29 protein-coding genes and 1 tRNA gene are annotated in these 26,849 nt (G+C 72.7%); 15 read left to right on the plus strand and 15 right to left on the minus strand.

Annotation, left to right across the window (positions count from 1 at the left end; all coding sequences use genetic code 11):
* Window positions 1-25: 25 nt before the first annotated feature.
* Together folP and ABIQ69_RS05175 are read left to right on the plus strand one after the other, a co-directional pair.
* Window positions 26-907, plus strand: coding sequence for a dihydropteroate synthase (folP, locus tag ABIQ69_RS05170; protein WP_350349314.1), 882 nt, complete (start codon window positions 26-28; stop codon window positions 905-907).
* Window positions 908-993: 86 nt separating this feature from the next.
* Window positions 994-1,701, plus strand: a complete 708-nt coding sequence (locus tag ABIQ69_RS05175) for a pyrimidine reductase family protein (protein WP_350349315.1) — start codon at window positions 994-996, stop codon at window positions 1,699-1,701.
* Window positions 1,702-1,728: 27 nt separating this feature from the next.
* On the opposite strand, the gene ABIQ69_RS05180 is transcribed toward ABIQ69_RS05175, so the two are convergent.
* The 3 genes from ABIQ69_RS05180 to ABIQ69_RS05190 are packed head-to-tail and all read right to left on the minus strand — an operon-like array spanning window position 1,729 to window position 5,577.
* A complete protein-coding gene (locus tag ABIQ69_RS05180) occupies window positions 1,729-3,375 on the minus strand; it encodes a DNA repair helicase XPB (protein ID WP_350349316.1) in 1,647 nt (548 codons plus the stop codon).
* Between the two features lie 54 nt (window positions 3,376-3,429).
* Window positions 3,430-5,292, minus strand: a complete 1,863-nt coding sequence (locus tag ABIQ69_RS05185) for a helicase-associated domain-containing protein (protein WP_350349317.1) — start codon at window positions 5,290-5,292, stop codon at window positions 3,430-3,432.
* Between the two features lie 9 nt (window positions 5,293-5,301).
* Entirely contained in the window at window positions 5,302-5,577 is a 276-nt protein-coding gene (locus ABIQ69_RS05190; RefSeq protein ID WP_350349318.1) for a hypothetical protein, read from the minus strand.
* A gap of 104 nt (window positions 5,578-5,681) precedes the next feature.
* On the opposite strand from ABIQ69_RS05190, the gene ABIQ69_RS05195 reads away from it, so the two are divergent.
* Window positions 5,682-6,062, plus strand: coding sequence for a cold shock domain-containing protein (locus ABIQ69_RS05195; RefSeq protein WP_350349319.1), 381 nt, complete (start codon window positions 5,682-5,684; stop codon window positions 6,060-6,062).
* The gene (locus ABIQ69_RS05200; RefSeq protein ID WP_350349320.1) at window positions 6,055-6,684 is read left to right on the plus strand and encodes a DUF3027 domain-containing protein; all 630 of its coding nucleotides are present in this window, start codon (window positions 6,055-6,057) and stop codon (window positions 6,682-6,684) included. Before ABIQ69_RS05195 ends, ABIQ69_RS05200 begins: the two co-directional genes overlap by 8 nt.
* Here the strand turns inward: ABIQ69_RS05200 and ABIQ69_RS05205 are convergent.
* A complete protein-coding gene (locus tag ABIQ69_RS05205; RefSeq protein WP_350349321.1) occupies window positions 6,666-6,941 on the minus strand; it encodes a DUF2530 domain-containing protein in 276 nt (91 codons plus the stop codon). The genes ABIQ69_RS05200 and ABIQ69_RS05205 overlap by 19 nt on opposite strands.
* A 7-nt stretch (window positions 6,942-6,948) precedes the next feature.
* Window positions 6,949-8,064, minus strand: coding sequence for a phosphoserine transaminase (serC, locus tag ABIQ69_RS05210; protein WP_350349322.1), 1,116 nt, complete (start codon window positions 8,062-8,064; stop codon window positions 6,949-6,951).
* Between the two features lie 68 nt (window positions 8,065-8,132).
* On the opposite strand from serC, the gene ABIQ69_RS05215 reads away from it, so the two are divergent.
* From ABIQ69_RS05215 to ABIQ69_RS05230, 4 genes are all read left to right on the plus strand, one after another.
* Window positions 8,133-8,825, plus strand: coding sequence for a metal-dependent transcriptional regulator (locus ABIQ69_RS05215; protein ID WP_350349323.1), 693 nt, complete (start codon window positions 8,133-8,135; stop codon window positions 8,823-8,825).
* 263 nt (window positions 8,826-9,088) lie between these two features.
* Window positions 9,089-9,952: a C40 family peptidase gene (locus tag ABIQ69_RS05220; protein WP_350349324.1), complete on the plus strand. Its 864-nt coding sequence runs from the start codon at window positions 9,089-9,091 to the stop codon at window positions 9,950-9,952.
* 361 nt (window positions 9,953-10,313) lie between these two features.
* Window positions 10,314-10,808, plus strand: a complete 495-nt coding sequence (locus ABIQ69_RS05225) for an HNH endonuclease (RefSeq protein WP_350349325.1) — start codon at window positions 10,314-10,316, stop codon at window positions 10,806-10,808.
* Between the two features lie 302 nt (window positions 10,809-11,110).
* A complete protein-coding gene (locus ABIQ69_RS05230; protein ID WP_350349326.1) occupies window positions 11,111-11,890 on the plus strand; it encodes a CHAP domain-containing protein in 780 nt (259 codons plus the stop codon).
* Between the two features lie 53 nt (window positions 11,891-11,943).
* Here the strand turns inward: ABIQ69_RS05230 and ABIQ69_RS05235 are convergent, their stop codons facing one another.
* On the minus strand, window positions 11,944-12,963 hold the full coding sequence (locus ABIQ69_RS05235; RefSeq protein ID WP_350349327.1) for a beta-propeller fold lactonase family protein: 1,020 nt from the start codon (window positions 12,961-12,963) through the stop codon (window positions 11,944-11,946).
* 79 nt (window positions 12,964-13,042) lie between these two features.
* On the opposite strand from ABIQ69_RS05235, the gene ABIQ69_RS05240 reads away from it, so the two are divergent.
* Window positions 13,043-13,117, plus strand: a tRNA-Arg gene (locus ABIQ69_RS05240).
* A 19-nt stretch (window positions 13,118-13,136) separates the two neighbouring features.
* On the opposite strand, the gene ABIQ69_RS05245 is transcribed toward ABIQ69_RS05240, so the two are convergent.
* Window positions 13,137-14,741, minus strand: a complete 1,605-nt coding sequence (locus ABIQ69_RS05245) for an ABC-F family ATP-binding cassette domain-containing protein (protein ID WP_350349328.1) — start codon at window positions 14,739-14,741, stop codon at window positions 13,137-13,139.
* A gap of 386 nt (window positions 14,742-15,127) precedes the next feature.
* On the opposite strand from ABIQ69_RS05245, the gene ABIQ69_RS05250 reads away from it, so the two are divergent.
* Window positions 15,128-15,436 (plus strand): ATP-dependent DNA ligase, encoded by a 309-nt coding sequence (locus ABIQ69_RS05250; RefSeq protein ID WP_350349329.1) that lies wholly within the window; start codon window positions 15,128-15,130, stop codon window positions 15,434-15,436.
* A 17-nt stretch (window positions 15,437-15,453) separates the two neighbouring features.
* Entirely contained in the window at window positions 15,454-15,666 is a 213-nt protein-coding gene (locus tag ABIQ69_RS05255) for a hypothetical protein (protein ID WP_350349330.1), read from the plus strand.
* A 42-nt stretch (window positions 15,667-15,708) separates the two neighbouring features.
* Here ABIQ69_RS05255 and ABIQ69_RS05260 read toward each other — a convergent pair whose 3' ends face one another.
* The 4 genes from ABIQ69_RS05260 to ABIQ69_RS05275 form a co-directional block, all read right to left on the minus strand.
* Entirely contained in the window at window positions 15,709-16,059 is a 351-nt protein-coding gene (locus ABIQ69_RS05260; protein WP_350349331.1) for a hypothetical protein, read from the minus strand.
* Window positions 16,060-16,114: 55 nt separating this feature from the next.
* On the minus strand, window positions 16,115-16,825 hold the full coding sequence (locus ABIQ69_RS05265; protein WP_350349332.1) for a TMEM175 family protein: 711 nt from the start codon (window positions 16,823-16,825) through the stop codon (window positions 16,115-16,117).
* 63 nt (window positions 16,826-16,888) lie between these two features.
* A complete protein-coding gene (locus ABIQ69_RS05270; RefSeq protein WP_350349333.1) occupies window positions 16,889-17,158 on the minus strand; it encodes a hypothetical protein in 270 nt (89 codons plus the stop codon).
* Window positions 17,155-17,319, minus strand: coding sequence for a hypothetical protein (locus tag ABIQ69_RS05275; RefSeq protein ID WP_350349334.1), 165 nt, complete (start codon window positions 17,317-17,319; stop codon window positions 17,155-17,157). The genes ABIQ69_RS05270 and ABIQ69_RS05275 overlap by 4 nt, the downstream gene beginning before the upstream one ends.
* 122 nt (window positions 17,320-17,441) lie before the next feature.
* On the opposite strand from ABIQ69_RS05275, the gene ABIQ69_RS05280 reads away from it, so the two are divergent.
* The gene (locus tag ABIQ69_RS05280; protein ID WP_350349335.1) at window positions 17,442-18,509 is read left to right on the plus strand and encodes an ATP-dependent DNA ligase; all 1,068 of its coding nucleotides are present in this window, start codon (window positions 17,442-17,444) and stop codon (window positions 18,507-18,509) included.
* An 8-nt stretch (window positions 18,510-18,517) separates the two neighbouring features.
* Here ABIQ69_RS05280 and ABIQ69_RS05285 read toward each other — a convergent pair whose 3' ends face one another.
* Window positions 18,518-19,018, minus strand: a complete 501-nt coding sequence (locus ABIQ69_RS05285; protein WP_350349336.1) for an Lrp/AsnC family transcriptional regulator — start codon at window positions 19,016-19,018, stop codon at window positions 18,518-18,520.
* Between the two features lie 130 nt (window positions 19,019-19,148).
* On the opposite strand from ABIQ69_RS05285, the gene ald reads away from it, so the two are divergent.
* Window positions 19,149-20,246, plus strand: a complete 1,098-nt coding sequence (gene ald, locus ABIQ69_RS05290) for an alanine dehydrogenase (RefSeq protein ID WP_350349337.1) — start codon at window positions 19,149-19,151, stop codon at window positions 20,244-20,246.
* Window positions 20,247-20,318: 72 nt separating this feature from the next.
* Here the strand turns inward: ald and ABIQ69_RS05295 are convergent, their stop codons facing one another.
* From ABIQ69_RS05295 to ABIQ69_RS05305, 3 genes are read right to left on the minus strand one after another with little or no spacing between them, the layout of a single operon-like run.
* On the minus strand, window positions 20,319-20,624 hold the full coding sequence (locus ABIQ69_RS05295; protein WP_350349338.1) for a metal-sensitive transcriptional regulator: 306 nt from the start codon (window positions 20,622-20,624) through the stop codon (window positions 20,319-20,321).
* Window positions 20,621-20,929 carry a rhodanese-like domain-containing protein gene (locus tag ABIQ69_RS05300; RefSeq protein ID WP_350349339.1) on the minus strand — a complete coding sequence of 103 codons (309 nt, stop codon included), beginning with the start codon at window positions 20,927-20,929 and terminating at the stop codon, window positions 20,621-20,623. The genes ABIQ69_RS05295 and ABIQ69_RS05300 overlap by 4 nt, the downstream gene beginning before the upstream one ends.
* A gap of 47 nt (window positions 20,930-20,976) precedes the next feature.
* Window positions 20,977-22,719 carry an FAD-dependent oxidoreductase gene (locus tag ABIQ69_RS05305; RefSeq protein WP_350349340.1) on the minus strand — a complete coding sequence of 581 codons (1,743 nt, stop codon included), beginning with the start codon at window positions 22,717-22,719 and terminating at the stop codon, window positions 20,977-20,979.
* Window positions 22,720-22,901: 182 nt separating this feature from the next.
* Between ABIQ69_RS05305 and ABIQ69_RS05310 the strand changes: the two genes are divergently transcribed.
* Both ABIQ69_RS05310 and ABIQ69_RS05315 read left to right on the plus strand, forming a co-directional pair.
* A complete protein-coding gene (locus ABIQ69_RS05310) occupies window positions 22,902-26,579 on the plus strand; it encodes an AAA family ATPase (protein WP_350350084.1) in 3,678 nt (1,225 codons plus the stop codon).
* Window positions 26,576-26,827: a hypothetical protein gene (locus tag ABIQ69_RS05315; protein WP_350349341.1), complete on the plus strand. Its 252-nt coding sequence runs from the start codon at window positions 26,576-26,578 to the stop codon at window positions 26,825-26,827. The genes ABIQ69_RS05310 and ABIQ69_RS05315 overlap by 4 nt, the downstream gene beginning before the upstream one ends.
* The last annotated feature ends 22 nt before the right edge of the window (window positions 26,828-26,849 follow it).

The following is a 26,849-nucleotide window of genomic DNA, read 5'->3' on the forward strand; positions in this document are numbered from 1 at the left end:
CGCGCGCGGAGCGGCGGCGTCCGGCATGCGACAGACTCCTGCTCGACTCGGGCGGCGACGGATCGGCCCGCGCGAGTTCGACTTCGATCGGCAGGTCGCCGTGATGGCGATCGTGAACCGCACTCCGGACTCGTTCTACGACCAGGGTGCGACCGACGCCCTCGACCTCGCGGTCGCGGCCGCCCGCCGGGCGATCGACGAGGGCGCCGACTGGGTCGACGTCGGCGGGGCCAAGTTCGCGCCCGGACCGCCGATCCCGGTCGAGGAGGAGGCCGAGCGCGTGGTGCCGGTGGTCGAAGCGCTCGCCGACGCGGGGGTCGTGATCTCGGTCGACACGTTCCAGCCCGAAGTCGCGCGGGCCGCCCTCGCCGCCGGGGCGCACGTCATCAACGACACCACGGGACTGCAGGACGCGGCCATGGCCGACGTCGTCGCCGAGGCGGGCGCCGCCATCGTCGTCACGCACAGCCTCGCGAAGCCGCGCACCCCGTACCCGTCCCCGCGGTACGACGACGTGGTCGCCGAGGTCTGCGCCTTCCTCCGAGAGCGCGTCGCGCTCGCCGAGGCGCGCGGCATCGCACCCGACCGGATCATCGTCGACCCCGGGCACGACCTGAACAAGCACACGCTCGACTCGCTCGAGCTGACGCGGCGGCTCAGCGAGGTCGTCGCGCTCGGCCGGCCCACCCTCGTCGCGCTCTCGAACAAGGACTTCGTGGGCGAGAGCCTCGGCCGCCGCGACCGGCGCGACCGGGTGGAGGGGTCCATCGCGGCCGCCGTCTACGCGGTCCTGCAGGGGGCGCGGATCGTCCGCGTGCACAACGTGCGGGAGACGGTCGACGCGATGCGCATGATCGAGGCGATCGAGGGATGGCGGGAGCCGGTCTTCCTCGAGCACAACCGCTGACCTGCACGACCGCTGAACCGCACAACCGCTGACCCGCACAACCGCTGGACCCGCACAACCGCTGACCCGGCGAGGAGGAGCCACCCATGACGATCGACCGAACGACGCTGCTCGACGCCTACGCCCTGCCCGACCGGTCGACCCCGCGCGTCCGCATGAACTTCGTCTCGAGCCTCGACGGGGCGGTGACGCTCGACGGGCGCAGCGGCCCGTTGGGCGACGAGGCCGACCGGCTCGCGATGCAGGTGCTTCGGACGCTCGCCGACGTCGTGCTCGTCGGAGCGGGCACGGTCCGCACCGAGGGGTACGGCGGCATCCGCGTCGGCGACGAGGACGCGGCCTGGCGTCTGGAGCACGGCCTGGCCGAGCAGCCCCGTTTCGCGATCGTCTCGTCGGCGCTCGAGCTCGAGCCGGGGCATCCGGTGTTCGCGAACGCGACGACGCGGCCGATCCTCGTCACGCACGCATCCTCGCCCGGCGAGCGCCGAGCCGCGCTCGGCGAGGTCGCCGATGTGCTCGTCTGCGGCCGCGACAGGGTGGAGCCGCACGACCTCGTCGGCGCCCTGGCCGACCTCGGCCTGCCGCAGGTGCTGTGCGAGGGCGGGCCGCATCTGTTCGGCACCCTGCTCGAAGCCGGCGTCGTCGACGAGCTGTGCCTCAGCCTCAGCCCGATGCTCGTCGCCGGCGACGCGGGCCGCATCGTGCGCGGCGCGCCGGAGCACGCGCGCCCGATGCGGCTCCGGCACGCGATCCCCGCGGACGACCTGCTGCTGCTGCGCTACGCGACGGTGTGAGCCGGACGCAGCGCGGTGTGATCGCAGCTACGCCGCGGCAGCCAGCGTGTGCGCGTCGAGGATGGTGTACGAGTAGCCCTGCTCGGCGAGGAACCGCTGCCGGTTCTGCGCGAAGTCCTGGTCGACGGTGTCGCGGGCCACGAGCGTGTAGAAATTCGCGGACAGACCCGACTCCTTCGGCCGGAGCAGCCGGCCGAGGCGCTGCGCCTCCTCCTGGCGTGAGCCGAACGAGCCAGAGACCTGGATCGCGACCGTCGCCTCGGGCAGATCGACCGAGAAGTTCGCCACTTTCGACACCACCAGCACCGGGGTCGTGCCGTCGCGGAACTCCTGGAACAGTCGCTCGCGCTCGTCGACGGGCGTGGACCCGGTCAGCTGCGGCGCACCGAGCGTCTCGGCGAGCTCGTCGATCTGGTCGAGGTACTGCCCGATGACGAGGATCCGCTCCCCGGCGTGCCGTTCGACGAGCTGGCGGACCACGTCAAGCTTCGCCGGCGCGGTGGCGGCGAGCCGGTAGCGCTCGTCGTCGGCGGCGGCCGCGTACTGCAGGCGCTCGCCCTGCGGCAGGTCGATGCGCACCTCGTAGCAGGCGGCGGGGGAGATGAAGCCCTGCGCCTCGATCTCCTTCCACGGCGCGTCGAACCGCTTCGGGCCGATGAGGCTGAACACGTCGCCCTCGCGGCCGTCCTCGCGGACGAGGGTCGCCGTGAGGCCGAGGCGGCGACGAGCCTGCAGCTCGGCGGTCAGCTTGAACACCGGGGCCGGCAGCAGGTGCACCTCGTCGTAGACGATGAGGCCCCAGTCGAGGGCGTCGAGGAGCGAGAGGTGGGCGTACTCGCCCTTCCGCTTCGCGGTGAGGATCTGGTACGTCGCGATCGTGACGGGCTTGATCTCCTTGACCTGACCTGAGTACTCGCCGATCTCCTCGGCCGTGAGGGTCGTTCGGCGCAGCAGCTCGTCGCGCCACTGCCTGGCCGACACGGTGTTCGTCACGAGGATGAGCGTCGTGGTCTTCGCCGTCGCCATGGCGCCGGCACCGACCAGCGTCTTGCCGGCGCCGCACGGGAGGACCACGACCCCCGAGCCGCCCTCGAAGAAGTTGTCGACGGCCTGCTGCTGGTATCCGCGGAGGTGCCAGCCGCTCTGCTCGAGTTCGATCTCGTGCGGCGTGCCGGGCGTGTACCCGGCGAGGTCCTCGGCGGGCCAGCCGAGCTTCACGAGCTCCTGCTTGAGGGCGCCCCGCGCCCACGGCGCCACGAGGAACCCGTGGTCGTCGATCCGCTCGGCGAGGAGGGGGGCGATGCGCTTCGCGCCCGAGACTTCGGTGAGCACGGCGATGTCGTCGGATCGCAGGCGGAGCGCGCCGTCGTCGGTGCGGTCGATCACGAGCCTGCCGTAGCGGGCGACGGTCTCGCGCATGTCGACGGACACCGTCTGCGGCACCGGGAACTTGGCGTAGCGCTCGAGCGTGCCGAGCATGTCGTCGGCCGTGTGCCCGGCCGCGCGGGCGTTCCAGAGGCCGAGCCTCGTGATGCGGTAGGTGTGCACGTGCTCGGGGGCGCGTTCGAGCTCGGCGAAGATCGCGAGATCGTGCCGCGCATCCTCGGCGAGCGGGTGCGCGACCTCGAGGAGCACGGTGCGATCGCTCTGAACGATGAGGGGGCCGTCTGACATGACCTACCAGTCTACGCCCGTTCGTCGGGAGTGGGGCCAGCGGGGCGACCGCGGCTACTCGGCGGGCGCGGGGCTCACCGCGGCGATCGCCGACAGCGGCAGCGTCCGCTCGATGTCGGCCTTCTTGTCGCGGGCGCGGAGCCGGCCGTTCGCGACGCTCGCGGGCGCGAGCAGGTAGTCGGAGGTCTGACCGCCCGGCATCCGGACGGTGACGGTGAGCGTCTCCTTCGCCCGTGCGGCCGCCTCGAGCTGCCGCGCGAGCCAGGCCTGCTCGGTGGCGGGCCCGTCGGCGCCTCCCTCGAGCCGGTCGAGCAGCTCGACCAACGGATCGGACTTGGGCGGGGCCGGCGGCGACGCCGCGAGCCGGTGGCGCTTCAACCGCACGATGCGTCCGTCGGCGTCTTCGGCCGCCACCGGGTAGCGGGCGTCGGAGAGTGCCCAGAACACCACGTCGGGAGCGAACCGCGAGAGCAGGCGGTGCTCGCCGACGCGGCGGAGCGCGAGCGGCGAAAGGGACTGGTCGACTTCGAGGGTTCCGATGAGCTGTGCGTCGTCGCTCCGGATCGACGCGCGGGCCGGCGCATCCGACTCGGGGGCGGCCGCGACCCGGACGCTGCCGAACCGGCGCGCGGCCTCGTGCACGACGTAGTCGAGCGGCTGCGGCAGCCCGGTCAGCGAGATCTGCTCGAGGAAGGACCGGATCGACTCGGCCGACTCGCCGGCTGCGAGCCCGCGATTGACGGATGCCGCGCTGACGCGATAGGTCGAGGCGAGGTCACGGGCCTCGAGGTCGGCGAAGCCGCGCAGGCGCGCGTCGATCGCGGGTTCGAGCGGCCCCGGGGCGACGATCGACAGATCGTGCTGGAGGTAGACCCGGTCGACCGGCGGCGGGAAGGTCGCGGCCAGTTCCGCCGCGGCGAGGTCGAGGCGGCCGGCGACGACGAGGCGGGCCGCGGCGACCGGTTCCCCGGAGACGGCGAGGCCGAGCGCCTCGGCTTCGTCGGCGAGCCGCTCGAGTCCGGCGTCGAGCCACGCGCCCCCCGCCGGGTAGAGCCAGCGCACGTCGTCGCGGAACGCCGTCGCCGACAGCGTCTCGCTCCGGCGGGCGACGAGCTCGCGCAGCGCCGGCGGGATCCGATCGCGCCAGCACTCGGCGAGCCGGCGCCAGCGCTCGGCCGCGGGCTGCATGACCCACGTGCCGCCGAGATCGGACTCGAGCCAGTAGGCCCCGTCGCGGGCGACCAGACCGGCTTCGACGGCGCGATGGAAGAGCCGGGGGATCTGGTCGAGCTCGACGCCCGTCGCCTCCGCGAGGCGTTTGGAGTCGGGAAGCGAGAGCCCGCCTTTCGCGAGCTCGCGCGCGGGCTGCGCGCCGAGGGCGGAGACGAGCTCGGAGGTGGCGATCACCGTCGAGTAGGCGGCCTCGGCGCCTCGGCGGGCGAGGAGGGTGCGATCCACTCCGTCGACCGGGGCGAGCACCGCGGGTGCGGGCGCTGCGAGCTCGGCGGCGGTCGGCAGATCGGCGCCCAGCCGTGGCAGCAGTCGTGCGGACAGGGCGGTGGGCACGTGCTGACGCCCGTCGCCGGCGACGATCAGCAGGCGCTCGGCGAGATCGCCTTCGAGCGCGGCGAGGCGCTCGAGGATCCAGGCGGATGCCTCGAGCCGATCGAGCTCCGCGGTCAGGTCGGCGTCGTCGAACGCACCGTCGGCGCCGGCCACCGTCGCCGCAGCCGCGAGGACGGCGAGGTGCGGCCGGTCGAGCCGGCTGATGGCCTCGTCGACCGAGTCGGGGGCGAGCAGTGCCTCCGCGAGGTCGAACGGGTCGCGGATGCCGCTCGGGTCGAACTCACGCGTCGCGAGCGCACCCGCGAGCTCCTCGCGCGACATCGCGCGGAGCCTCGCGGCGAGCTCGAGCATGGGCGGCCGTCAGGCCGAGTCCCGCCGGGACTCGCGCCGGCGTCTCGTGCCGTTGATGATGAGCAGCGTCACGAGGAGCAGGAATCCGACCGGCAGCCCGATGAGCGGGAACACGAGCACGAAGGGCCAGACGCCCTGCTCCGCCCAGCCCGTGTCGCCGGCGTTGGCGAACGAGCCGATCATGACGGCGAAGAAGGCGATGATCGAGGCGCCGACGACGCCCGCCACCATGTACGCGAGCACGCGCTCGACGCGCTGGCCGGAGATGGGCGCCTGATCAGTCACCGTCCCAGCTTAGGACAGCGCGCCGACGAGCGCCCGCGACCTAGACTGGAGGGGGACGGCGCCGCGGTTCGGCGCGCCGGAACGACAACGAGCGAGGTTCATCGATGCCCACCGGCAAGGTCAAGTTCTACGACGAGGACAAGGGATTCGGCTTCATCGCCGCCGACGACGGCCAGGAGGTCTTCCTCCACGCGTCGGCCCTGCCCGCCGGCGCGACCGTGCGTTCGGGCACCCGCCTCGAGTTCGGCATCGCCGACGGCAAGCGGGGCGCCCAGGCGCTCTCGGTGCGCGTGCTCGACGCGCCGCCGAGCCTCGTGAAGCTGCACCGGAAGCCGGCCGACGACATGGCGGTCATCGTCGAAGACCTCGTCAAGGTGCTCGACGGCGTGGGCGGCGACCTGCGCCGCGGTCGGTACCCCGACAAGGCGAAGGCGCGCACGGTCGCCGCCGTGCTGCGACGCGTCGCGGACGACCTGGATGCCTGAGATCGAGCCCCACACGGTGCAGACGTCCGGCGGCGAGCCGACACAGCCCGTCGCCGACGAGGTCCTGCTCGGGTCAGTCGCCCTCGCGCAGCGGGCACTGCTCGAGAACACGCCGCCCGAGACCGTCGGGTCGGTGATCGGCCACATCGCCGAGGACGAGCACGTGCTCACCCTCCTCTTCGCCGCCGACCTCCCCGGCTACCGCGGCTGGCATTGGAGCGTCACGATCGCGCGGGTCGAGGGCGCGGAGCCGACCGTGCTCGAGACCGAGCTGATGCCGGGCGAGCAGGCGCTGCTCGCGCCCGAGTGGGTGCCGTGGTCGGAGCGGCTCGCCGAGTACCGCGCCGCCCAGGAGCAGGCCGCGGCCGAGGCGAGCGAGCGCGGCGACGAAGATGAGGGTGACGTCGACGACCTCGACGACGATGCGCTCGGCGACGCCGACGGCTACGAGGGCGACCTCGACGACCCGGAGGGCGACGACGAGTTCGACGGCGACGACCACGGCGACGACGAGTTCGACGGCATCGACATCGACGCGCTGGCCGACCCGATCGAGAGCGGCGGAGCCGACGGATTCGACGGAGCCGACGAGGACGACGCCGGTCAGGCCGCCCGGGACTGACCCGTCGGTTCCTCGCGCCCGGCGCGCATCCGGCGCAGCTGCACGACCACGAGCCCGGCGATGCCGAGGCTCGCGCCGATGATCGACATGGGCACGAGCCATCCGTAGCCCGCGTCGTCGAGCGGTTCGCGGAACCACCAGAACGCGGCGAGCGCGACGAGCCAGCCGGCTGTGCCCGCGGCGACCGCCTTCCGGGCGTCGGCGCGTGCCGGCTCGGGGCCCGGCCGGCGCTCGTCCTCGTTCAGCCAGAGCCGCATCGGCCGGTCAGTCCAGGTGCTCGAGGACGAAGTCGATGCACGCGGTGAGGGCGCGCACATCGTCGGGCTCGATCGCCGTGAACGTCGCCACCCGCAGCTGGTTGCGACCGAGCTTACGGTACGGCTCGGTGTCGACCACGCCGTTCTCGCGCAGCACCTTGGCGATGCGCGAGGCATCCGTCTGCTCGTCGAAGTCGATGGTGACGACCACCTGCGACCGGTGCGCGGGGTCGGCGACGAACGGCGTCGCGACGGCGGATGCCTCGGCCCAGTCGTAGAGCACGCCCGAGGACTCCTTCGTGCGCGCGTCGGCCCAGGCGAGGCCGCCCGACGCGAGCATCCACTCGAGCTGGCTCTCGAGCAGCAGCAGGGTGGAGATCGCGGGCGTGTTCAGCGTCTGGTCGAGCCGGGAGTTGTCGACCGCCTGCTTCAGCGACAGGAAGTCGGGGATGTACCGGTCGCTCGCCGCGATGCGCTCCACGCGCTCGACGGCGGCGGGGGAGAGCAGGGCGAACCAGAGACCGCCGTCGGAGGCGAAGTTCTTCTGTGGTGCGAAGTAGTAGGCGTCGAACTCGGCGGCGTCGACGAGGATGCCTCCGGCCGCGCTCGTGGCGTCGACGACCGTCAGCGAGCCCTCGTCGCCCGCGACGCGGCGGACGGGCGCGGCGACACCGGTCGAGGTCTCGTTCTGCGGCCAGCCGTAGACGTCGACGCCGGCGACGGGTGCCGGCTCGCTGCGCGTGCCCGGCTCGGCCGTGCGCACGTCGGGGGCGTCGAGCCAGGGCGCGGCGGCGGCCTTGGCGAACTTCGCGCCGAACTCGCCGAACGAGCTCAGCTGCGCCCTCCGCTCGATGAGTCCGAAGGCGGCGGCGTCCCAGAAGGCGGTCGAGCCGCCGTTGCCCAGGACGACCTCGTAGCCGTCGGGCAGGGAGAACAGCTCGGCGAGGCCGGCGCGGACGCGGCCGACGAGCTGCTTCACGGGCGCCTGGCGGTGCGAGGTGCCGAGCAGCCGGGGGCCCTCGGCAGACAGGTGGGCCAGCTGCTCGGGCCGGACCTTCGACGGCCCGCACCCGAAGCGTCCGTCGGCGGGCAGGAGGTCGCTGGGGATGACGAGGCTCGGCATGGCGACGAGTCTAGCGAGGGGGCGCCGCCCGCTAGGCTGGATGACGGGCTGCGACAGGGAGGGAACTGGTGACCGATCTCATCGACACGACGGAGATGTATCTCCGCACCATCCTCGACCTCGAGGAGGAGCACATCGTGCCGCTGCGGGCCCGCATCTCCGAGCGTCTCGGCCACTCCGGGCCCACGGTCTCGCAGACCGTCGCGCGGATGGAGCGCGACGGCCTCGTCGTCGTGTCCGGCGATCGTCACCTCGAGCTGACCCCTGAGGGCCGCAGCAAAGCCATCCACGTCATGCGCAAGCACCGTCTCGCCGAGCGGCTGCTCGCCGACGTCATCGGTCTCGACTGGGAGTACGTCCACGACGAGGCATGCCGCTGGGAGCATGTGATGAGCGAGCAGGTCGAACGCCGCCTCATCGAGATCCTCGGCAACCCCACGCACTCGCCGTACGGCAACCCGATCCCGGGCCTCGACGAGCTCGGGCTCCCGCCTGCTCAGCCCTTTATGACGGGCGTCCGCAACGTCGTCATCGCGCTCGACGAGACCGGCGCTCCGATCTCCGGGGTCATCCGCCGGCTGGGCGAGCCCGTCCAGTTCGATCCCGAGCTGCTCGCACAGCTGAAGCAGGCCGGCATCGTGCCGGGCGCGTCGGCCCGGTTCACCGCCCAGGGCGGCTATGTGCTCGTCGAAGTCGACGGCATCGAGGGCGGTCTCGAACTGCCGACCGAGGTCGCCGCGCACCTCTTCATCGGCGACTGACCACGGCGACGCTGCCCGTGCCGCTCGCACGGGTTCGTGAACGCACCGTTATCAGGATGTGACATTCGGGCATCCCTCGCGTATCCTCGGTCGAGTCCTCCGGCAGAAGCCAGCCGGCGGGAACGAAGATCGAGGCGCCTCCACCATGGCCCACCGCTCGATCCGGTACCCGTGAAAGCGCCGTCGTGCGCATCCCAGGTGGGGCGACCTTCGCGTCGCGGGCGACGGAGGTACCCGTTTTGGCTCGTTCCCCCCGGCGCCGCGTGAGCGGCACCAGCCCCCGCAAGTCCCGCATCACCGACATCCGCCCCCGGAAGCCCTCGCGCTCGAAGGAGATCGCGACCGCGGCGGAGATCCCGAACCCCGGCCGCAGCACGCCGGAGATCGAGGCGGCGCTGCCGTCGACCCGGCGCCTGCGCCGCGGCGGCTTCGCCAATGTCGCGGTGATCGCCGTCTCCGCCGGCATCGTCGGCACGCTCGCGATCCCGGCGTACGCGATGGCGCCCGGTTCGGTCGGCCCCCAGTTCGGTCAGACCGACCAGGCCCGGCTCACCGAGGCCGCGGCGCAGTCCGTCGAGGTCGCCGACGACGTGATCGCGGCGCCCGTCTCGAAGGACGCGTTCTCCGCGGTCACCGGCGAGGAGATCCGCGCCGCCGCCGAGGCGGAGGCCGCCGCAGCAGCGGCCGCCGCGGCCCGCGCCGCCGCCGAGGCCCAGATGACCTCCTACGCGGCGTCCTACAGCGGTCCCTCGGTCTCCGACCTGCTGGCGAATCCGCCGTACCCGAACTTCGACCTCGCGAGCGTCTACAACGTGGCGACGCAGTACATCGGCACCCCGTACGTGTACGGCGGTGCGACGCCCGCCGGCTTCGACTGCTCGGGCTTCGTCATGTACGTGTACGCCCAGTTCGGCGTCTCGATGCCGCACTCCTCCGCCGGCCAGGGCGCCATGGGCACGCCCATCGCGGAATCCGCCGCGGTGCCGGGCGACCTCGTCATCATGTCGGGCCACGACGGGTTCTACGCCGGCAACGGCATGATCCTGCACGCCCCGTACGAGGGCGCATCCGTGCGGGTGCAGCCGATCTGGACCAGCTCCTACGAGATCGTCCGCATCGGCATCTGAGCGGTGAACACCGCGTGACACGAGCCGCGAATGGCGCGCCGGAGGGTTCCGGCGCGCCATTCGTCGCGTAGCCTGTGTCGTGACGAACCGCGAACCGGGAACGGAGCGAGGGTGATGATCGACGTGCAACGCATCCATTCCACGGATGCGCGCGCGCTCTTCGATCAGCGCCGCAGCAGTCGGGCGAGCGGGCGCCGGAGTCTCCGGAGCCACCGCGAGCCGCATGCCGACGGGCACTGTCCACTGGACGGTGCCCGTTCTTCGTTTTCCGGGCAGATGCCGCCTGCGCCGCGGCATCCTCGTGGTGCGTCGTTCCGTTCACGCGGCTGGAAGCCATCCAGCACCGATCGAAAGGCACTCCATGCGCACCCTCGTGCTCAACGCCGGCTATGAACCCCTCGCGGTCGTCTCGTTCAAACGCGCGCTCCTGCTCGTCATGCACGAGAAGGCGACCGTGGTCCTGCACGACGAGGGGCATCCGGTGCTCGGCACGAGCGGCGAGTGGGAACGGCCGAGCGTGATCGTGCTGACCCGCTACGTGCGCCCGCCGCGCGTGCACCGCGTGCCGGTGAGCCGACGCGGCGTGCTGCGACGCGACGAGCACCGCTGCGCGTACTGCGGGAAATCGGCGGCGACGATCGACCACGTGCTTCCGCGGTCCCGCGGCGGACGCGACACGTGGGAGAACCTCGTCGCCTGCTGCCTGCGCTGCAACAACGTGAAGGGCGATCACACGCCGGCCGAGATGGGCTGGCAGCTGCGGTTCACCCCGCGGATGCCGCGGGATCGGAGCTGGGTGGTCCGCGGGTTCGAGCGGCCGCTGCCGCAGTGGAGCGAATTCCTGCAGGCGGCGTGATCCGTTCGTGACATCGGTGCGGGCTGTGCCCTATGGTGGTCTGAGTCCGGAGCGCCACCCCCGCTCCAAGACGAGTCAGACTCCCGTCGCACGCCACCCCCGGGTGCGGACGGGCTCCGGAGGTCCAGTACGTGAGCGGTGACGTGACGAGCGGCGCGCAGCCGTCGAGCAGGGCAGCACGCCGCGCGGCCGAAGCGGCAGAGCCGCGCCGGAGCCGCCGCCAGCCGACCTCCGATCACGCCGCCGAGGCACCGACCACGACCGCCCGCCGGGCACGCGCATCCGCAGCTGCGGCGCGCTCCGTGCCGCGCGCACCGTCCGCGGTCACACATTCCGTCCCGCCCGCCTCGGGCAGCGCGACCGTCCGACGCAACGGTCCCGCGAGGGTCTTCGCCGCCATCCTCGTCGTTCCCGCGATCGTCGGCACCGTGGCCCTGCCCGCGTATGCGATCGGGCCGGGCGCGCCTGGATTCGGGGCGTCCGACCGGTTCAGCCTCACCAAGGCCGAGGCGCAGGACGTCGACGTCTCCGCCCTGGCGAGCGGGGCATCCGTCTCGGCCGACGCGTACTCGGTGCGGACGAAGGCCGAGATCGACGAGGAGGCTGCCGCCGCCGAGCGCTCCGCGGCTGCGAGCCTCGTCAACCGGCCGGGCGCGTACTACACCCCGGCCCAGCAGGCCGAGGGCGACGACTACCCGTGGTGGAACGAGACGCCCGACGACTACGGCGGCGGCCTGTCGCCGCTGCGCTACTACTTCCGCGAATGCGTCGACTTCGTCGCCTGGCGGATGAACCGCGACGCGGGCGTCACGAGCCCGCCCTGGAAGTGGGACTGGTCGAACCTCGCCTCCGGCAGCGCGTATGCGTGGGCCGACGAGTGGGTGTCACGCGGCCGCGCCACGAGCAGCGAGCCGATCGTCGGCTCGGTCGCCTGGTTCCCGTACAACCACGTCGCGTACGTGCAGGCCGTGAACGGCGACGGCACGGTCACGATCGAGGAGTACAACCAGAACTCCGACCACTCGTACCACGTGCGCACCATCCCGGCGAGCTCGGCGATCTACCTGTACCCGCCGGCCTGACCCGAGGCGCCTCCGGCTCGGAGACGCCGCACGGCCGAGAGGCCGCCCCGCCCTCAGAGTCGGAGAACGCAGGCCGGCGCCGGCGTCGCCGCGGTCGCGGCGACGCGCACCGGCGCACCCGAGGCGCCGAGCTCGACGACGGCGACCGAATCCGAGCCCTGATCGGCGACCACGACGAACCGCTCGTCGGCGGTGAGCTCGAGGTCGCGCGGGTGCACGCCGCCCGTGGCGAGCGAGCCGAGATGCCTGAGGGTACGGGCCGAGGCATCCAGGCGCAGGGTCTGCACGCCGTCGAGGTCGCGGTCGCCGATGACGACGATGCCCGCCCGGGTGATGCGGATGGCGGAGGCACCGAACCCGCGCGCCTCGACCTCGGGCCCGAAGGGCACGGTGGCGCCCTCGACGTCCGACGAGAGGTCGATGACGCTCGCGGTGCGGTCGAGCTCGTTGGCCACGACCGCGAGATCGCCGGAGATCGCGAGGTGGCGCGGGCCGGCCCCGGCGTGGAGCGCGATGTCCTCGCCCGTATCGTGCGACAGCGTGCCGTCGGCGGAGATCCGGACGACCCGGACGCGGTCGGCGCCGAGGTCGGGCACGAGCAGCCGGTCGCGTGCGGCGTCGACCGTGACCTGGTGCGGGTGCGGCGACTCCTGCCGGTCGGCCCTCGGCCCGCTGCCGGCGAACGCGATGGAGGAGACCAGTCTCCCGTCCGCGGCGCGGTGCGCGGTGACCCGGCCCCCCGAGTAGTTCGCGGTCACCACGAACTCGCCGTCGGCCGAGAACGCGACGTGGCAGGGGTCGGCGGCCCCCGTCGGGGTGGGGCCCGCGACGGGTGAGACCCCGCCCTCGTCGATGCGCCACATGGAGACGAGCCCTTCGGCGAGCTCGTGCACGATCGCCGCCGCGCCCTCGGCCCGGCGAGCGAGGAACATCGGGTTCACGCCGACGTCGACGGGCTCGCCGAGCGCGGCGCTGCCGTCGGCCGCGACGTCGAGCGGACGGATGCCTCGTGCCGGCGACCCGAGCGCGCCGACCGTGGACGCCCCGATCCAGAACCTCGTCGACCCGCTCATCCCGCTCCCGCCTGTCCGTCGGCGCGCGTCGGGCACGCCGACGGACAGGGTATCGCGAGCCGGTAGACTCGAGCGGTCAGCCTCTGTAGCTCAATGGAAGAGCAGTTCCGTCCTAAGGAAAGGGTTGGGGGTTCGAGTCCCTCCAGGGGCACCACGCCCGGCCTCGCCGGTCATCAGCTCAGCGCGCCTCGCCGGTGCATCCGCCCGTCGGCGTCCAGCTCGATGACGGTGTCGATGCCGACCCGCTCGAGGAACGGCCGATCGTGGCTCACGATGAGCAGCGCACCCCGGTAGCCGTCGAGCGCCTCCGCGAGCTGCTCGACGCTCGCGAGATCGAGGTTGTTCGTCGGCTCGTCGAGCACGAGCAGCTGCGCGGGCGGGTCGGCGAGCAGCAGCCGCGCGAGGCCGACGCGGAACCGCTCGCCGCCCGAGAGGCCTGAGACCGGGCGGTCGACGCTGGCTCCCCGGAGCAGCAACCGGGCCAGCTGGTTGCGGATATCGCCCGGCGCGCGGTCGGGCGCGACGGAGCGGACGTTCTCGAGCGCGCTCGCCGCCTCGTCGAGCCCGTCGAGTCGCTGCGGCAGGTACCCGACGCGGTCGGTCAGCAGCACCCCGGACGGCCGACCCCGAGTCGGCTCGGAGCGGGAGACGAGCTGCTCGAGCAGCGTCGACTTGCCCGCCCCGTTCGGGCCGACGAGCGCGACCCGCTCCGGCCCCTGAACGGTGATCGTCCGGTCGCCGTCGCGGAACTCCGCGATCCTCCGGCCGCGCGGCACGTCGGGGTCGGGCAGCTGGAGGTGGATGTGCTCCTCGTCGCGCACGCGCGCATCGGCGGCGTCGAGGGCGGCCTGCGCGGTGCGCACCTTGTCGTCGAGCGTCTGACGCAGCGAGCCGGCCGACGCCTGCGCGCGGCTCGCGCGGTTGCCGGCGAGGATCTTCGGGATGCCCCCGTCCTTCTGCGTCTTCCGGGCGGTGCGGTCGCGGCGGGCGAGCTTCGTCTCGGCCTCGACGCGCTGGCGCTTCTCTGCCTTCAACGCCTGCTGGGCGGTACGGGCCGCCTGCACGGCCGCGGCCTGTTCCTGGTCGCGTTGCTCGCGCCAGGCGCTGTACGGCCCGCCGACCACCTCGATGACGCCGTCGTGCAGTTCCGCGGTCTGCTCCATGTGCTCGAGGAGCTCGAGATCGTGGCTGACGACGAGGAGCGTGCCCGGCCACTCATCGACGAAGGCGGCGAGCTTCGCCCGGGTCGGCCGGTCGAGGTTGTTCGTGGGCTCGTCGAGCAGCGTGACGGTGGGTCGGCGGATGCGCAGGCCGGTGATGGCGATGAGCATCGCCTCGCCGCCGGAGACCTCGGCGACCCGTCGGTCGAGGTCGGCGGCGGAGAAGCCGATCTCGTGCAGCGCCTCGTCGGCGCGGGCTTCGATGTCCCAGTCGTCGCCGACGGCGTCGAAGTACCGTTCATCGACGTCTCCCGCTTCGATGGCCCGGAGGGCGGCCAGGGTGGCGTCGATGCCGAGGAGCTCGGCGATCGTCGTGGTGCCCGTGAGGGTGAGCGTCTGCGGCAGGTAGCCGACGTCGCCCACGACGTCGATCTGGCCGGAGGTGGGGGTGAGGATGCCGGCGATGAGGCGCAGGAGCGTCGACTTCCCGGCTCCGTTGCGCCCGATGAGGCCGGTTCGTCCGGTGGTGAAGGTGCCGCTCACATGGTCGAGCGCGACGGTGCCGTCGGGCCAGTCGAAGGTGAGGTCGTGAAGGGTGATCGCGGATCTGGTGGACATGCATGCTCCTGCGCGCGAGGGCGCGGTCGTGCTCGGTGCGGCCGGCGGATGCCTCGGGCGAGGCCGAGGAGCGGGCGGACGAGCGGGATCGAGGGACGGCGCGATGCGCCGGGGACCGCCGCGGCGGGTGCCGGAACGGGCGGTCGGGTGAGCGGGGGAGGCCTGGCTGTGCCGCGGGGCGCGATGCGCCCGCACACGGGGGTGGCCGCCGACGGCTCGGCGGCTAGGCTCTGTCGACCTCGATCTCCATGTCGACCAGGATATCAGCCGGAATCGAGGGAATGGCCGGCGTGGGCGGCGGGGCGGGCCGCGGCTCCATCGTCAACCCGCTGCCGCCCGCGCGATGAACCGGTAGCCTGAGGCATCCGAACGGGTGGGAGTCACCGATGGGGAAGCTGACCTACGATTCGACGATGGGCGTCGACTTCGACGATCGGCTGCTGGCGCACCTGCAGCTGGTCATCGGCGCGAAGCTGCGACGCAGCGAGTCGTTCTTCTTCAGTTGGCGCGACGATCCCGCGATCGGCGATGGGCGCAGCACGCTGTGGATGCATCCGACCATTCCGCTCGTGTTCAAGTACTCCGGCGGGAGGCCGCCGTCGATCAACCGGGCGTGGGTCGAGGCCCTCATGGAGACGGCGAATTCGCCGTCGGGTCTCGTGATCGTGCCCGAGCCGCCCGACACGGCAGGATGATCCGCGGAGGTGGCGGTGTGAAACGCGTGAACGTGCTCTACGACGGGCTGCAGTACTCGATCGGACAGGCCGACGTGGAGGCGCTCAAGGCCGAGATCGAGGCCGCCCACGTCGAAGGACGGCCGAGATGGGTGACCCTGAACCTCGGCGAGGGGCGGCCCCAGCCGGCGGAGGTGCTCATGGGGCCGGGCATCCCGGTCGCGATCGTGCCGATCCCTCCCGACGACTGAGCACGGACGACGCCGCGTCGCGATCCCCGGCCGCCGGTCCGGTCACGCTTCGGGCCAGTCGAACTCGCCCTCCACTCCGGCGGGATCGGCGAGCCCGGGTGGCCCCACCACCGGGCGCGAGGTGATCGCGGCGACCCTGCGGCGCAACTCGTCGACGGCATGCTCGTCGACCAGTTCGTCGCCATCGTCGGCCTCGAGCGGCTCGCTGACGAGCTGGCTCGCCGGGCCGACGAGGAGTGTCGCCCGGCTGAGGGCGCCGCTCGCGGTGCGGACCGGGATCTCGACGGATTCGGCCGTCCGGTGCTTGGCCAGCGCCTCCGCCAGGTCCATGAGCTCCTTGGCGATGGCCGTCCCCGTGACGACCTCGCCCCCGGCGTAGTGGATGCGCTGCATGCGTCAAGCCAACGGGACGCGGTCGGCGGAGGCAAGCGGGTTGCGCGAAGGCGGGTCAACGTGCAGAGGGATGCTCCGGCGCCGCCGGAGTCCGGTCCGCCGTGGTGGCCTCCGCGCGCAGGATCTCCCGGGTTCTGGCGTCGGCGATCCGCGCGCTGACCGGGCCGATGACGACGAGGGACGCCCACGTCCACCGGCCCCAGTCCGCCCCGAACGCGTACGCGATCGGGATCGACGCGAGGAATACGGCGGGCGTCGTCATCGCGTCCACCAGGTGGACGCGGTCCGCGCGGCGCGGCAGGGGGGCCCCGATCAGGCCGTCACGGCGGGCGATGAGGAACACCGCAGACTGCGCGATCACGGCGGCCGCGATGTTCACCGCGTACACCGCGATGGCGAGCGGGGTGTCTGCGGTGCCGGGGTCGCTGATGCCCTGCGTCGAGAACGGGATGAGCACTACGAAGAACAGCGCGACGAGGTTCGCCGTGAGAATGCCCGGACTCACGCCGGTGAAGCCGGAGCCGATCCGGTGGTTCGTCCGCCAGAACACGGCGATCACGACGAAGCTCACGGCGAAGCCGAACAGCTGCCAGCCGAGGCCGCTGCCGAGCCACGCGCCGAGGCTCCACCAGTCGGAGGCGTCCGGCGGGTCGATGTTCACGACGAGGAGCGTCAGCGCGAACGCGTACACCGCGTCGAAGAACGTGAACGCGCGCGCGAACTCCACGCTCTCGCGCCGATAGTGCGTGCGGCTCACGTCCCCCACGCATCGAGCATGTCGTGGATGCCTCGGGCGAGGCATCCGACGCGCCGACCGTCTGCGAGCGGCTCAGTCCCAGTCGACCGAGTGCGTCCAGCCGGCGAGGTAGGCCCGCTCGTTCTCGCTCAAGCGCACTCCGAGGCGGGGCACCGGCTGGTCGTCGAGCTCGCAGAGTTCCAGGATGCGCCGCACGACGACGTAGCGGAGCGGCGCGTTGGGGTTCTCGAGCACCTCGCGCTGCAAGGGCCGTTCGAGCATCGGCCACCAGAGGCCGATGGGGGGCAGGATCTGGCCAGTGCGCGGGCGCTCGGGCGCCGGGGGCTCCAGGATGGTGGTCATTGGGCACGCTCCTCGTGGGTCCGGCCGGTCTCGGTGTCGCGGACGACCACCTCTTCGTCGGGGTCTGCGTCCTGCTCGGCGCGCTGGTGCTGCTCCGAGGCACGGACTGCTTCGTCGAGCTCGTCCGCCGCGGCTGGGTCCTGGGGATCCGGTGTTGACATCGTGGGCTCCTTCGTCTCATCGGGCGCATACGACGCTGGATGCGCCCACCTCGAAGATAGGTCGGGCCCGTCGCGGCCATCAGGGGATTGACCGGCCAGGAGGCGGATGCTACCCATGACGGATGGACCTCCCGGTGATGCCGCCCGTCGCCCCCATGCTCGCGAAATCGGTGAAGGAGATCCCCGACGTCGGACACGTCGAACCGAAGTGGGACGGGTTCCGCACCATCGTCTTCCGCGACGGCGAGGAGGTCGAACTCGGCAGCCGCAACGAGAAGCCGATGACCCGCTACTTCCCGGAGCTGGTCGCCGAGCTGCGGGAGCAGCTGCCCGAGCGCTGCGTCGTCGACGGGGAGATCATCGTCGCGATCGACGGCCGGCTCGACTTCGACGCACTGCAGCAGCGCATCCACCCGGCCGACAGTCGCGTGCGGACGCTCGCCGAGCGAACGCCCGCCTCGTTCGTGGCGTTCGACCTGCTCGCCCTCGGCGACGAGGACCTCACGGGGCGGCCGTTCGCCGATCGCCGGGCGGCGCTCGTCGCCGCCCTCGAGGGTGCCGTCGATCCGGTCTTCGTCACGCCGGCCACCGCCGACCTGGAGCTCGCGGGCGACTGGTTCACGCGGTTCGAGGGCGCCGGCCTCGACGGTGTCGTCGCCAAACCGCTCGACGGCACCTACCAGCCCGACAAGCGGACGATGTTCAAGATCAAGCACGAGCGCACCGCGGACTGCGTCGTCGCCGGATTCCGCTGGCACAAGTCGGGCGGCGTGATCGGCTCGCTCCTGTTGGGCCTCTACGGCGACGACGGCCGGCTTCACCACGTCGGCGTCGTCGCCTCCTTCCCGATGGCGCGCCGTGCGAGCCTGGTCGCCGAGTTGGAGCCGCTCGTCGAGGACGACCTGTCGCGGCATCCCTGGGGCGAGTGGGCCGACCAGCAGGCGCACGCGTCCACCCGGATGCCGGGCGCCGTCAGCCGCTGGAGCGCCGGGAAGAACCTGTCGTTCGTGCCGCTCCGGCCCGAGCTCGTCGTCGAGGTCGCCTACGACCACATGGAGGGCGACCGGTTCCGCCACACAGCCCAGTTCCGTCGGTGGCGACCCGACCGGGAGCCGGCGAGCTGCACCTACGAACAGCTCGAATCGCCCGACGGGCTCGATCTCGGGGAGATCCTGCCGCTCGGCGGCTGAAACCCCGCTCAGAGCACCGCGCGGAGCCCGGCGGGGTTCGCCGTGTGGTGCTCGAACACGAGGTTCGTCTCGGTGAGCGCGACCGCGGGGTTCGCCGACAGGTTCTTCAGCACGAACTGTCGCACGTGCTCGCTGTCGCGCACGCGGACGTGGATGAGGAAGTCCTCGGTGCCGCCGAGGAAGAACAGCTGCGCCACCTCGGGCTGGCGGCGCAGCTCGTCGGAGATCTGCTCCATCAGGTGCCGGGCCCCGGGACGGATCCGGACGCTGACGAGCGCCTGCAGCGTGTACCCGAGCGCGGCCGGATTGATCTCGGCGGTGTAGCGCACGATCACGCCCCGCTCGCGGAGCGAGCGCACCCGGGCGAGACAGGTGGAGGGGGAGACCCCGACCGCGCGCGCGAGTTCGACGTTCGGCGTTCGGGCGTTCTCGTGGAGGAGCGCGACGATGCGCCGGTCGATGTCGTCGAGCGCGACCCCCGCTGCGCTGATCTGCGGTGCATCGGTCACGGCGCGGCATCCTTCCGAATGATCGAATGAGATGTCGCCATCCTACCGAACATCGTTCAGTAGACCTTCCGTATCCGCGAACAAGCGGCGACCATTGAGGCATCCATCCCCGGAGCATTCGGAGACCACCATGCACGTCGGCGTGCCAGCTGAGATCAAGAACAACGAGTTCCGCGTCGCGATGACGCCGGCGGGGGTGCACGCACTCGCCCTCCGCGGGCACCGCGTCGACATCCAGGCGGGCGCGGGCGCCGGCGCCGGATACACCGACGACGAGTACGCCGAGGCGGGCGCGACCATCGTCGCCACGGCCGATGAGGCGTGGGCCGCCGAGCTCGTGCTGAAGGTCAAGGAGCCCATCGAGGCCGAGTACCACCACCTCCGCGAGGACCTGACGCTCTTCACCTACCTGCACCTCGCCGCGGATCTCCCGCTCACGCGCGCGATCCTCGACTCGGGCGTCACCGCCATCGCCTACGAGACGGTGCAGCTGCCCGACCGCTCGCTGCCGCTGCTCACCCCCATGAGCGAGGTCGCGGGCCGGCTGGCGCCGCAGGTCGGCGCCGCCGAGCTCCACGCCTCCAAGGGCGGGCGCGGCGTGCTGCTGGCAGGCGTCCCGGGGACGAGCCCCGCGAAGGTCGTCGTGATCGGCGGCGGCGTCGCGGGCGAGCAGGCCGCCGCGACCGCACTCGGGCTCGGCGCCGACGTCACCGTCTTCGACATCTCGCTGCCGAAGCTCCGCGAGCTCGATGCCCGCTACGACCACCGCATCCACACGCTCGCCTCGAGTCCGTACGAGATCGCCCGCCAACTGAAGGACGCCGACCTCGTCATCGGTGCGGTCCTCGTCCCCGGCGCGGCCGCACCCAAGGTCGTTACCGACGACATGGTCGCCTCGATGAAGCCCGGCGCCGTGCTCGTCGACATCGCGATCGACCAGGGCGGATGCTTCGAGGGCTCGCGGCCGACGACGCACGCGGACCCGACGTTCCGGGTGCACGACGCCATCTTCTACTGCGTCGCGAACATGCCGGGCGCCGTGCCGGCGACCTCGACGCCGGCGCTCACCAACGCGACCCTGCCGTACGCGCTGAAGATCGCCGACCTCGGCTGGCAGGCGGCGCTCGCCGAGGACGCCGCGCTCGCCAAGGGCCTGAACGCCACGGGCGGCCGGCTGACGAACGAGGGCGTCGCCACCGCGCACGGGCTCGAGCTCGCCTCGGCGTGAGCCGGGCGGCCGCGTCGTGGCCCGTGACCGGGCGGCGCCGGCGCGGTGCGGGCGGGGGATGCCGTCGACCCGCTAGGCGAGGGAGAGGAACAGCTTCTCCAGCTCCTCCGGATCCAGCCGCTCGCCGGCGCCGGCGTCACGGGCGCCGGGCCGGCCACCCGTCGCCTCCTCGGCGAGACAGTCGCGCAGCGCCGACGAGATGATGGCGAAGCCGGCGCGATCGAGCGCGCTCGACACCGCGGACAGCCGGGTCACGACGGTGCGGCAGTCCGCACCGGACTCGACCGCCTCGATCACGGAGTCCAGCTGACCGCGTGCGCGCTTCAGGCGGTTCGCGATACGGCGCTGCGCGTCGTCCGACGCGAGGCCGCCGCTCATGCTCCCTCGCCCATCGTCACGGGCAGCCCGGCGCGGTACCAGGCGACGATGCCGCCGTCGATGTTCCACGCGTCGACGCCCTGCTGCTCGAGGTACTGCGTCGCCTGTGCGCTTCGCCCGCCGACGTGGCACAGGACGTACACGGGGCGGTCGCGCGGCACCTCGTCGAGCCGGGCGACCAGCTCGCCGAGCGGGATGTGCTGGGCGCCGTCGATGCGCGCCTGCTCGAGCTCGGACGCCTCGCGGACGTCGAGCAGGTGGGCGCCGGCGATGGCGTGGGCGTCGGTGGGGGAGATGGACTGCATGGGATGCCTCCTGGCGTGGGTCGTGGGCGGAGTGAAGGGCGCGGCGGTCACGCGGCGCGGGCGGCGTCCGCGGCTTCGGCGGCGTGCTGACGGGCGAGCCGTCCGGCGCGCCAGGTGAGGTAGCCGCCGTCGAGGTTCACGACGTCGTGGCCGAGCTCGGCGAGCAGACGGGCGGCGGTGTGCGCGCCCTGGCCGACGCGGCAATGGACGACGACCGGCCGCCCCGCGAACTCGAGGTGCCGGTCGCGGAGCGCTTCGACGGGGATCCAGGTGGCACCCGGGATGGTCCCCTCCGCGAGCTGACCCTCCGCGCGCACGTCGAGGAAGACGGCCCCCGCGGCGATCGCGTCGTCGAGCTCGTGCCACTGGATGGTGCGGTCGAAGCCGTCGGCGAGGTTGCGGTCGATGGCCCCGAGCAGGTTCACCGGATCCTTCGCCTGGCCGTACTGCGGCGCGTACGCGAGCTCGAGGTCGGCGAGGTCTCCTGCGGCGAGCCCTGCAGACATCGCGGTGGCGATGACGTCGATGCGCCGATCGACGCCGTCGGTGCCCACGGCCTGCGCACCGAGGATGCGGTCGGTGTCGGCATCGACGACGAGCTTCAGCGACATCGGCGCGGCGCCCGGGAAGTAGGTGGCGTGCGAGAAGGGATGCGTGTGGATGACTCGCACCCGGCGGCCGCGCGCAGCCGCCGTCGCTTCGCTCCATCCCGTCATCGCGGCGGTGAGCCCCAGCACGTCCACGATCGCCGTGCCGAGGGCCGCACGCGTCGGTGCCGGCGCGCCCGCGATCACGTCGGCGACTGCGCGGCCGTGGCGGTTCGCGAGCCCGGCGAGGGCGACGAGTCGCCCGCTGCCGTCGACGGCGTCGCGCTTCTCGGCCGCGTCGCCCACGGCGAAGATCGCGGGATCGCTCGTGCGGTGGTGCTCGTCGACCGCGATGCCGCCGGATGCCCCGAGCTCGAGTCCGGCCGCGACGGCCAGCCCGACCTCGGGCACGACGCCCATGGCCGCGATCACGACGTCGGCCGCGAGGGACGAGCCGTCGTCGAGGACGACCAGCCCGGTCCGGCTCCCGGCACGCTCGAGGTCGACCGCCGTCGCCTCCCGACCGAGACGGACGTCGACGCCGCGGCCCCGCACGTGCTCGACGAGCGGTGCCGCCATCTCCGGGTCGAAGCCGGGGAGCAGCTGCGCGGAGCGCTGGACGATGGTCGTCGCGAAGCCGCGCCGGTGGAGGTTGTCGGCGACCTCGACGCCAATGTAGCCGCCGCCGAGCACGACGGCTCGCGCCGGCCGGGCACCGGGAGCCCGCTCGACCGCATCGAGCGCGGCCATGATCTCGTCCAGGTCGTCGAGGGTGCGCAGGGCGAAGACGGGCGCACCCGCCGCGACACGCCCGGGCAGGCGCGGCGTCGCGCCGGGGGAGAGCACGAGCTCGTCGTACCGGAGGATCTCGTCGGGACCGCCAGCGTCCGGCCTGACGGGGCGCACCGTCACGGTCTTCGCGCCCCGGTCGATCGCGACCGCCTCCCGGTGGGTCCTGGCGTCGATGCGGAATCGCTCGGCGAGCCGCTCGGGCGTCTGCAGCGCGAGCCCGTCGCGATCGGCGATCACGCCCGACACGTGGTAGGGCAGTCCGCAGTTGGCGAAGGACACGGCGCCGCTGCGCTCGAGGACGACGATCTCGCGTCGTTCGTCGAGCCGGCGGAGCCGGGTGGCGGCGGACATGCCGCCGGCGACGCCGCCCACGATGACGGTCCGGGGTGCGCGGGAGTCGGTCTGGTGCATCCGACGAGGGTAGCCCGATACCCCCGGGGTATCCAAAACGACGCTTCACGGCGAAGTTGCGCGGATCCGGGTCATCCGGCACGTATCCTCCCAGTGTGCCGCGGCTCGATCGGAACCCAGATGAGCAGGACCTGCTCCCTCCCGTGCCCGACGCCGTCGCCGACGACCTCACGCCTGAACCCATGAACCAGCACCTCACCAGTCCAGACGGCCTCAGCCTCGGCGACCCCGCGCTCGTGGCCGGCAACGTCGCCGATCCGGCGCGCCGTCGCTGGATCGCCGAGCTCGCCGCCGTCGGCGGACGCTCGCCCCTCGTGCGGTTCGTCGACACCCCGCTCACCCGCATCGAGCTCTCCACGACGCATCCCGGCGGCCTGCCGCAGTTCATCACCGGCAAGTCGACCCTGCTGTCCAGCCTCATCCGCGACGAGCTCGCGCTGCGCAACGCCAAGCTCGCCGCCGCAGAGATCACGCAGAAGGGGATCGAGCTCCGCTCCGTCCGCGGCATCGAGTCGGTGCACCTCGCCATCGGACTCGCGACCTGGCGCAACGACGGCGAGGAGTTCCTCGCCCCGGTCCTCCTCCGACCGCTCGCGATCCGCAGGTACGGCCGGGACTTCGAGCTGAAGCTGAAGGGGCAGCCCTTCCTCAACCCGGCCCTCGCCCGGGAGCTCCGCGAGCAGTTCCAGATCACGCTCGACGCCGACGCGTTCGTCGCTCTCGCGATCTCGAACGGCGTGTTCAAACCGCAGCCCGTGATCGACCGGTTGCGCGGGCTCACCACCCACCTGCCGTGGTTCCGGGTCGCGCCGCGGCTCGTGGTCTCGAGTTTCGCCGAGGTCGGGCCGGCGATGGCCGCCGATGCCGCCGACCTCTCGCACCCGGTCATCGACGCCATCGCCGGCAACCCGGCCGCGCGCGCCGCGCTCACCGCGGCCCGGCGGGAGCCCGCCGCCCTCGTGCCGCAGGATCAGCGTCCGCCGCAGGGCGACCGCCTGCTCCTCGACGCCGACCCCGAGCAGGAGCAGGTCGTCGCGGAGATCGAGGCCGGCGCCTCGCTCGTCGTGAAGACGTTGCCGGGCACCGGTGGGACCCAGACCATCGTCAACGCCGTCGGCGCGCTCATCGCGAAAGACCGCCGTGTGCTCGTGGTCGGCGCCCGGAAGGCCAGCCTCGACGGCATCGCGCACCGCCTCGGTCAGGTCGGACTGGGGGGTGCGGCCGTCACCACCGCCGGGCTCCGGCGCGAGCTCATCCAATCGATCTCGCGCAACGAGAAGGCGGAGCGCCCGCGCGTCGCCGACGTCGACGACGCGCTCGTGCGGCTCCGGAAGGTGCTGCTCGACTACCGCTCCGCGCTCACCCGGCGCGACCCCGACCTCGGCGTCACCGTGATCGACGCGCTCGTCGAACTGTCACGGCTTGCCCAGCTCCGGCCCGCGCCGCAGACCACCGCCAGGCTCGATCACGCGTGCCTCGTGCGGATCGCCGACCAGCGGCCCCAGGTCGCGCGCGACCTCGTCCGCGCCGCCGCGCTGGGAGAGTTCAAGTACGGCCCTGGGGACTCGCCCTGGTACGGCGCCGTGTTCGACACGGCCGCTGAATCCGAGGCGGCGCACGCCCTCGCGAAGCGACTCCACCAGTCGGGATTGCCGCGGCTCCTCGAGCGCGGCCGCGCCCTGATCGCCCAGACGAGGCTCCGCCAGTTCGAGTCGGTCGCGGAGCTCGGGGTCTTCCTCCGGCTGCTCCTCGACGTGCGCGACACCCTCGACCGGTTCCGGCCCTCCGTCTACGACCGGCCGCTCGGCGAGCTCATCGCCGCGACGAGCTCGCGCCGCGACTCGCCCGGCATGTCCGGTGCGAACCGGCGGCGGCTGCGCCGGCACGCGCTGGAGTTCGTCCGGCCGGGCGTGCACGTCTCCGACCTCAACGCCGCCCTGCGAGGCATCCAGCAGCAGCGCACGCTCTGGCAGCGCTACTCCGAGGCCGGGGCGACGCCCGGCGTGCCCGTCGGAATCGACGACGTCCACGTCGCATACCAGACCGTGTCGGCCGACCTCGCCACCCTCGATGTGCCGCTCGGCGTCGAAGGGACGCCTCGGCAGCTCGCCGCCCGCCCCATCCGCGAGCTGACGAGTCTGCTCGCCGGGCTGGCCGCCGACTCCGAGGTGCTCGCGAACCTGCAGGAGCGCACCGCGCTGCTCACCAAGCTCCGCGACCTCGGCCTCGATCCGCTCCTCCGCGACCTCTCCGAGCGGCACGTGGTCGAGCACCGCGTGGCCGACGAGCTCGAGCTCGCATGGTGGCAATCGATGCTCGAGGGCGTGCTCGCGCACGACAAGGCGCTGCTCGGCGCGAACACGCAGGTGCTCGACCGGCTCGAGGCCGACTTCCGGCTCGTCGACGAGGCGCACGCCTCGGCCGGCGGACCGCTCGCCGCGTGGCGGCTGGCGGAGAACTGGAAGGTCGCGCTCGTCGACCACCCCGACGAGGCCGACCGGCTGAAGCGGATGCTGCGCAGCGACCGAGTGCGTCCCGCCGACCTGCAGGAGCAGGTGCCGCACCTGTTCCGCGTCCTGGCGCCGGTCTGGCTCGCCTCGCCGTACGAGGTCGACCGCATCGACGACCGCATCGCGTTCGACACCGTCGTGCTCGTCGATGCGGGCGCGACGACGATCGCCGAGAACCTCGGTGCCATCCGGCGCGCCAAGCAGGTCGTGGCCTTCGGCGATCCCGTGACGCAGACGCCGACGCTGTTCGAGACCGGCATCGACGGCGGCGAGCGGGTGGGCAGCGCCGACACCGCTCACGGCGTGGACGCCCTGCACGCCGACTCCGCGCTCGCGCGGCTCGGAGAACTGCTTCCCACCATGACGCTCACCCGCAGCTACCGTGCGGGCGGCGAGGACCTCGCCGAGCTCGTGAACCGCCGCTTCTACGGGGGCCGTATCCAGTCGCACCCGTGGGCGGGCAGCTTCCTCGGCCACGGCAGCCTGCGCCTGCACTACGTCGACGGCAACGGGCTGCCCGATCCGCTCACCGGAACGGTCGAGAGCCTCGACCAGGAGGTCGCGAAGGTCGTCGAGCTCGTCATGGACCACGCGGTGAAGCGTCCGCGGGAATCGCTGATGGTCATCACCGCGAGCCCGCGTCACGCCGCCCGAGTGCACCAGGCCGTGCTCGCCGCGTTCGCCAAGCGCACCGACCTGTCCGACTTCATCCTGAAGGATCGCGCCGAGCCGTTCACCGTGCTCACGCTCGAGCAGGCCGTCGCACAGAGCCGCGACCGGGTCGTGTTCTCGGTCGGGTACGGCCGCACCCCGCACGGCCGCCTGCTGTCGAACTTCGGCGCGCTCGGCGAGCCGGGCGGCGACCGACTCCTCGCCGTCGGCATGACGAGGGCCCGCCGCTCGATGGACGTCGTCTCGGCCTTCCGGCCCGACGACATCGACGAGGAACGGCAGTCGCACGGCGTGCTCGCCCTCGCCCAGGTGCTGAGCCAGACCGAGGAACGCCAGGCCAGGGACCCCGCGGGCACGGCACCCGACGCCATGCTCGTCGACCTCGCCGCGCGCCTCGAGCGCCGCGGACTTCGGGTGAAGCTCGATTACCGCGGCAGGTTGGCCCTCGCCGTCGCGCACGCCGGCAAGGCGGTCGTCGTCGAGACGGATGCCGCCCTGGCCGGGCAGAGTCTGCGCGAGTCGCTGCGGCTGCGGCCCGACGTGCTCCGGCGGTTGGGCTGGCACTACCTCCGGGTGCACAGCTTCGAGCTCTTCGGCAACCCCGACGCCGTCGCAGGCCGCGTCGCCGCGCTGCTCGGCAAACCGGATGCGGAGCCGGCGGCCCGAGCCGCGTCGTGACCCGCGGTCCGGATGCCTCGCCGGGGTCGTCGCCCGACGAGGAAGCAACGACCGGGGCCGAGCGACGCGAGCCGCGTCAGCGGATCGAACGGGTGCCGGGTCGCTCCCGCCGCGCCCGGCTCACGCCCGCGCCGGGCAGCGATCCGTCGCCGGAGTCCGGCGACGCCGGCGTCGAGGAGCCGCCGGCGCGGCCGGCCGGGTCTCCCGACGACGAGCGCATCACCCGCGAGCGCCCGCCGCACTGGTGACCAGCGCGGCGAGTCGGGCTCG

Origin of the sequence: Agromyces sp. G08B096, assembly GCF_040267705.1 — a bacterium.
Taxonomy (GTDB): Bacteria; Actinomycetota; Actinomycetes; order Actinomycetales; family Microbacteriaceae; genus Agromyces.

What these genes read in the sequence shown, in the direction of transcription:
- folP (WP_350349314.1), top strand. Translation starts at nt 26, where the DNA reads ATGCGACAGACTCCTGCTCGACTCGGGCGGCGACGGATCGGCCCGCGC.
- ABIQ69_RS05175 (WP_350349315.1), top strand. Translation starts at nt 994, where the DNA reads ATGACGATCGACCGAACGACGCTGCTCGACGCCTACGCCCTGCCCGAC.
- ABIQ69_RS05180 (WP_350349316.1), bottom strand. Translation starts at nt 3,375, where the DNA reads ATGTCAGACGGCCCCCTCATCGTTCAGAGCGATCGCACCGTGCTCCTC.
- ABIQ69_RS05185 (WP_350349317.1), bottom strand. Translation starts at nt 5,292, where the DNA reads ATGCTCGAGCTCGCCGCGAGGCTCCGCGCGATGTCGCGCGAGGAGCTC.
- ABIQ69_RS05195 (WP_350349319.1), top strand. Translation starts at nt 5,682, where the DNA reads ATGCCCACCGGCAAGGTCAAGTTCTACGACGAGGACAAGGGATTCGGC.
- ABIQ69_RS05200 (WP_350349320.1), top strand. Translation starts at nt 6,055, where the DNA reads ATGCCTGAGATCGAGCCCCACACGGTGCAGACGTCCGGCGGCGAGCCG.
- ABIQ69_RS05205 (WP_350349321.1), bottom strand. Translation starts at nt 6,941, where the DNA reads ATGCGGCTCTGGCTGAACGAGGACGAGCGCCGGCCGGGCCCCGAGCCG.
- serC (WP_350349322.1), bottom strand. Translation starts at nt 8,064, where the DNA reads ATGCCGAGCCTCGTCATCCCCAGCGACCTCCTGCCCGCCGACGGACGC.
- ABIQ69_RS05225 (WP_350349325.1), top strand. Translation starts at nt 10,314, where the DNA reads ATGCGCACCCTCGTGCTCAACGCCGGCTATGAACCCCTCGCGGTCGTC.
- ABIQ69_RS05235 (WP_350349327.1), bottom strand. Translation starts at nt 12,963, where the DNA reads ATGAGCGGGTCGACGAGGTTCTGGATCGGGGCGTCCACGGTCGGCGCG.
- ABIQ69_RS05245 (WP_350349328.1), bottom strand. Translation starts at nt 14,741, where the DNA reads ATGTCCACCAGATCCGCGATCACCCTTCACGACCTCACCTTCGACTGG.
- ABIQ69_RS05250 (WP_350349329.1), top strand. Translation starts at nt 15,128, where the DNA reads ATGGGGAAGCTGACCTACGATTCGACGATGGGCGTCGACTTCGACGAT.
- ABIQ69_RS05260 (WP_350349331.1), bottom strand. Translation starts at nt 16,059, where the DNA reads ATGCAGCGCATCCACTACGCCGGGGGCGAGGTCGTCACGGGGACGGCC.
- ABIQ69_RS05270 (WP_350349333.1), bottom strand. Translation starts at nt 17,158, where the DNA reads ATGACCACCATCCTGGAGCCCCCGGCGCCCGAGCGCCCGCGCACTGGC.
- ABIQ69_RS05275 (WP_350349334.1), bottom strand. Translation starts at nt 17,319, where the DNA reads ATGTCAACACCGGATCCCCAGGACCCAGCCGCGGCGGACGAGCTCGAC.
- ABIQ69_RS05280 (WP_350349335.1), top strand. Translation starts at nt 17,442, where the DNA reads ATGGACCTCCCGGTGATGCCGCCCGTCGCCCCCATGCTCGCGAAATCG.
- ald (WP_350349337.1), top strand. Translation starts at nt 19,149, where the DNA reads ATGCACGTCGGCGTGCCAGCTGAGATCAAGAACAACGAGTTCCGCGTC.
- ABIQ69_RS05295 (WP_350349338.1), bottom strand. Translation starts at nt 20,624, where the DNA reads ATGAGCGGCGGCCTCGCGTCGGACGACGCGCAGCGCCGTATCGCGAAC.
- ABIQ69_RS05300 (WP_350349339.1), bottom strand. Translation starts at nt 20,929, where the DNA reads ATGCAGTCCATCTCCCCCACCGACGCCCACGCCATCGCCGGCGCCCAC.
- ABIQ69_RS05305 (WP_350349340.1), bottom strand. Translation starts at nt 22,719, where the DNA reads ATGCACCAGACCGACTCCCGCGCACCCCGGACCGTCATCGTGGGCGGC.
- ABIQ69_RS05310 (WP_350350084.1), top strand. Translation starts at nt 22,902, where the DNA reads ATGAACCAGCACCTCACCAGTCCAGACGGCCTCAGCCTCGGCGACCCC.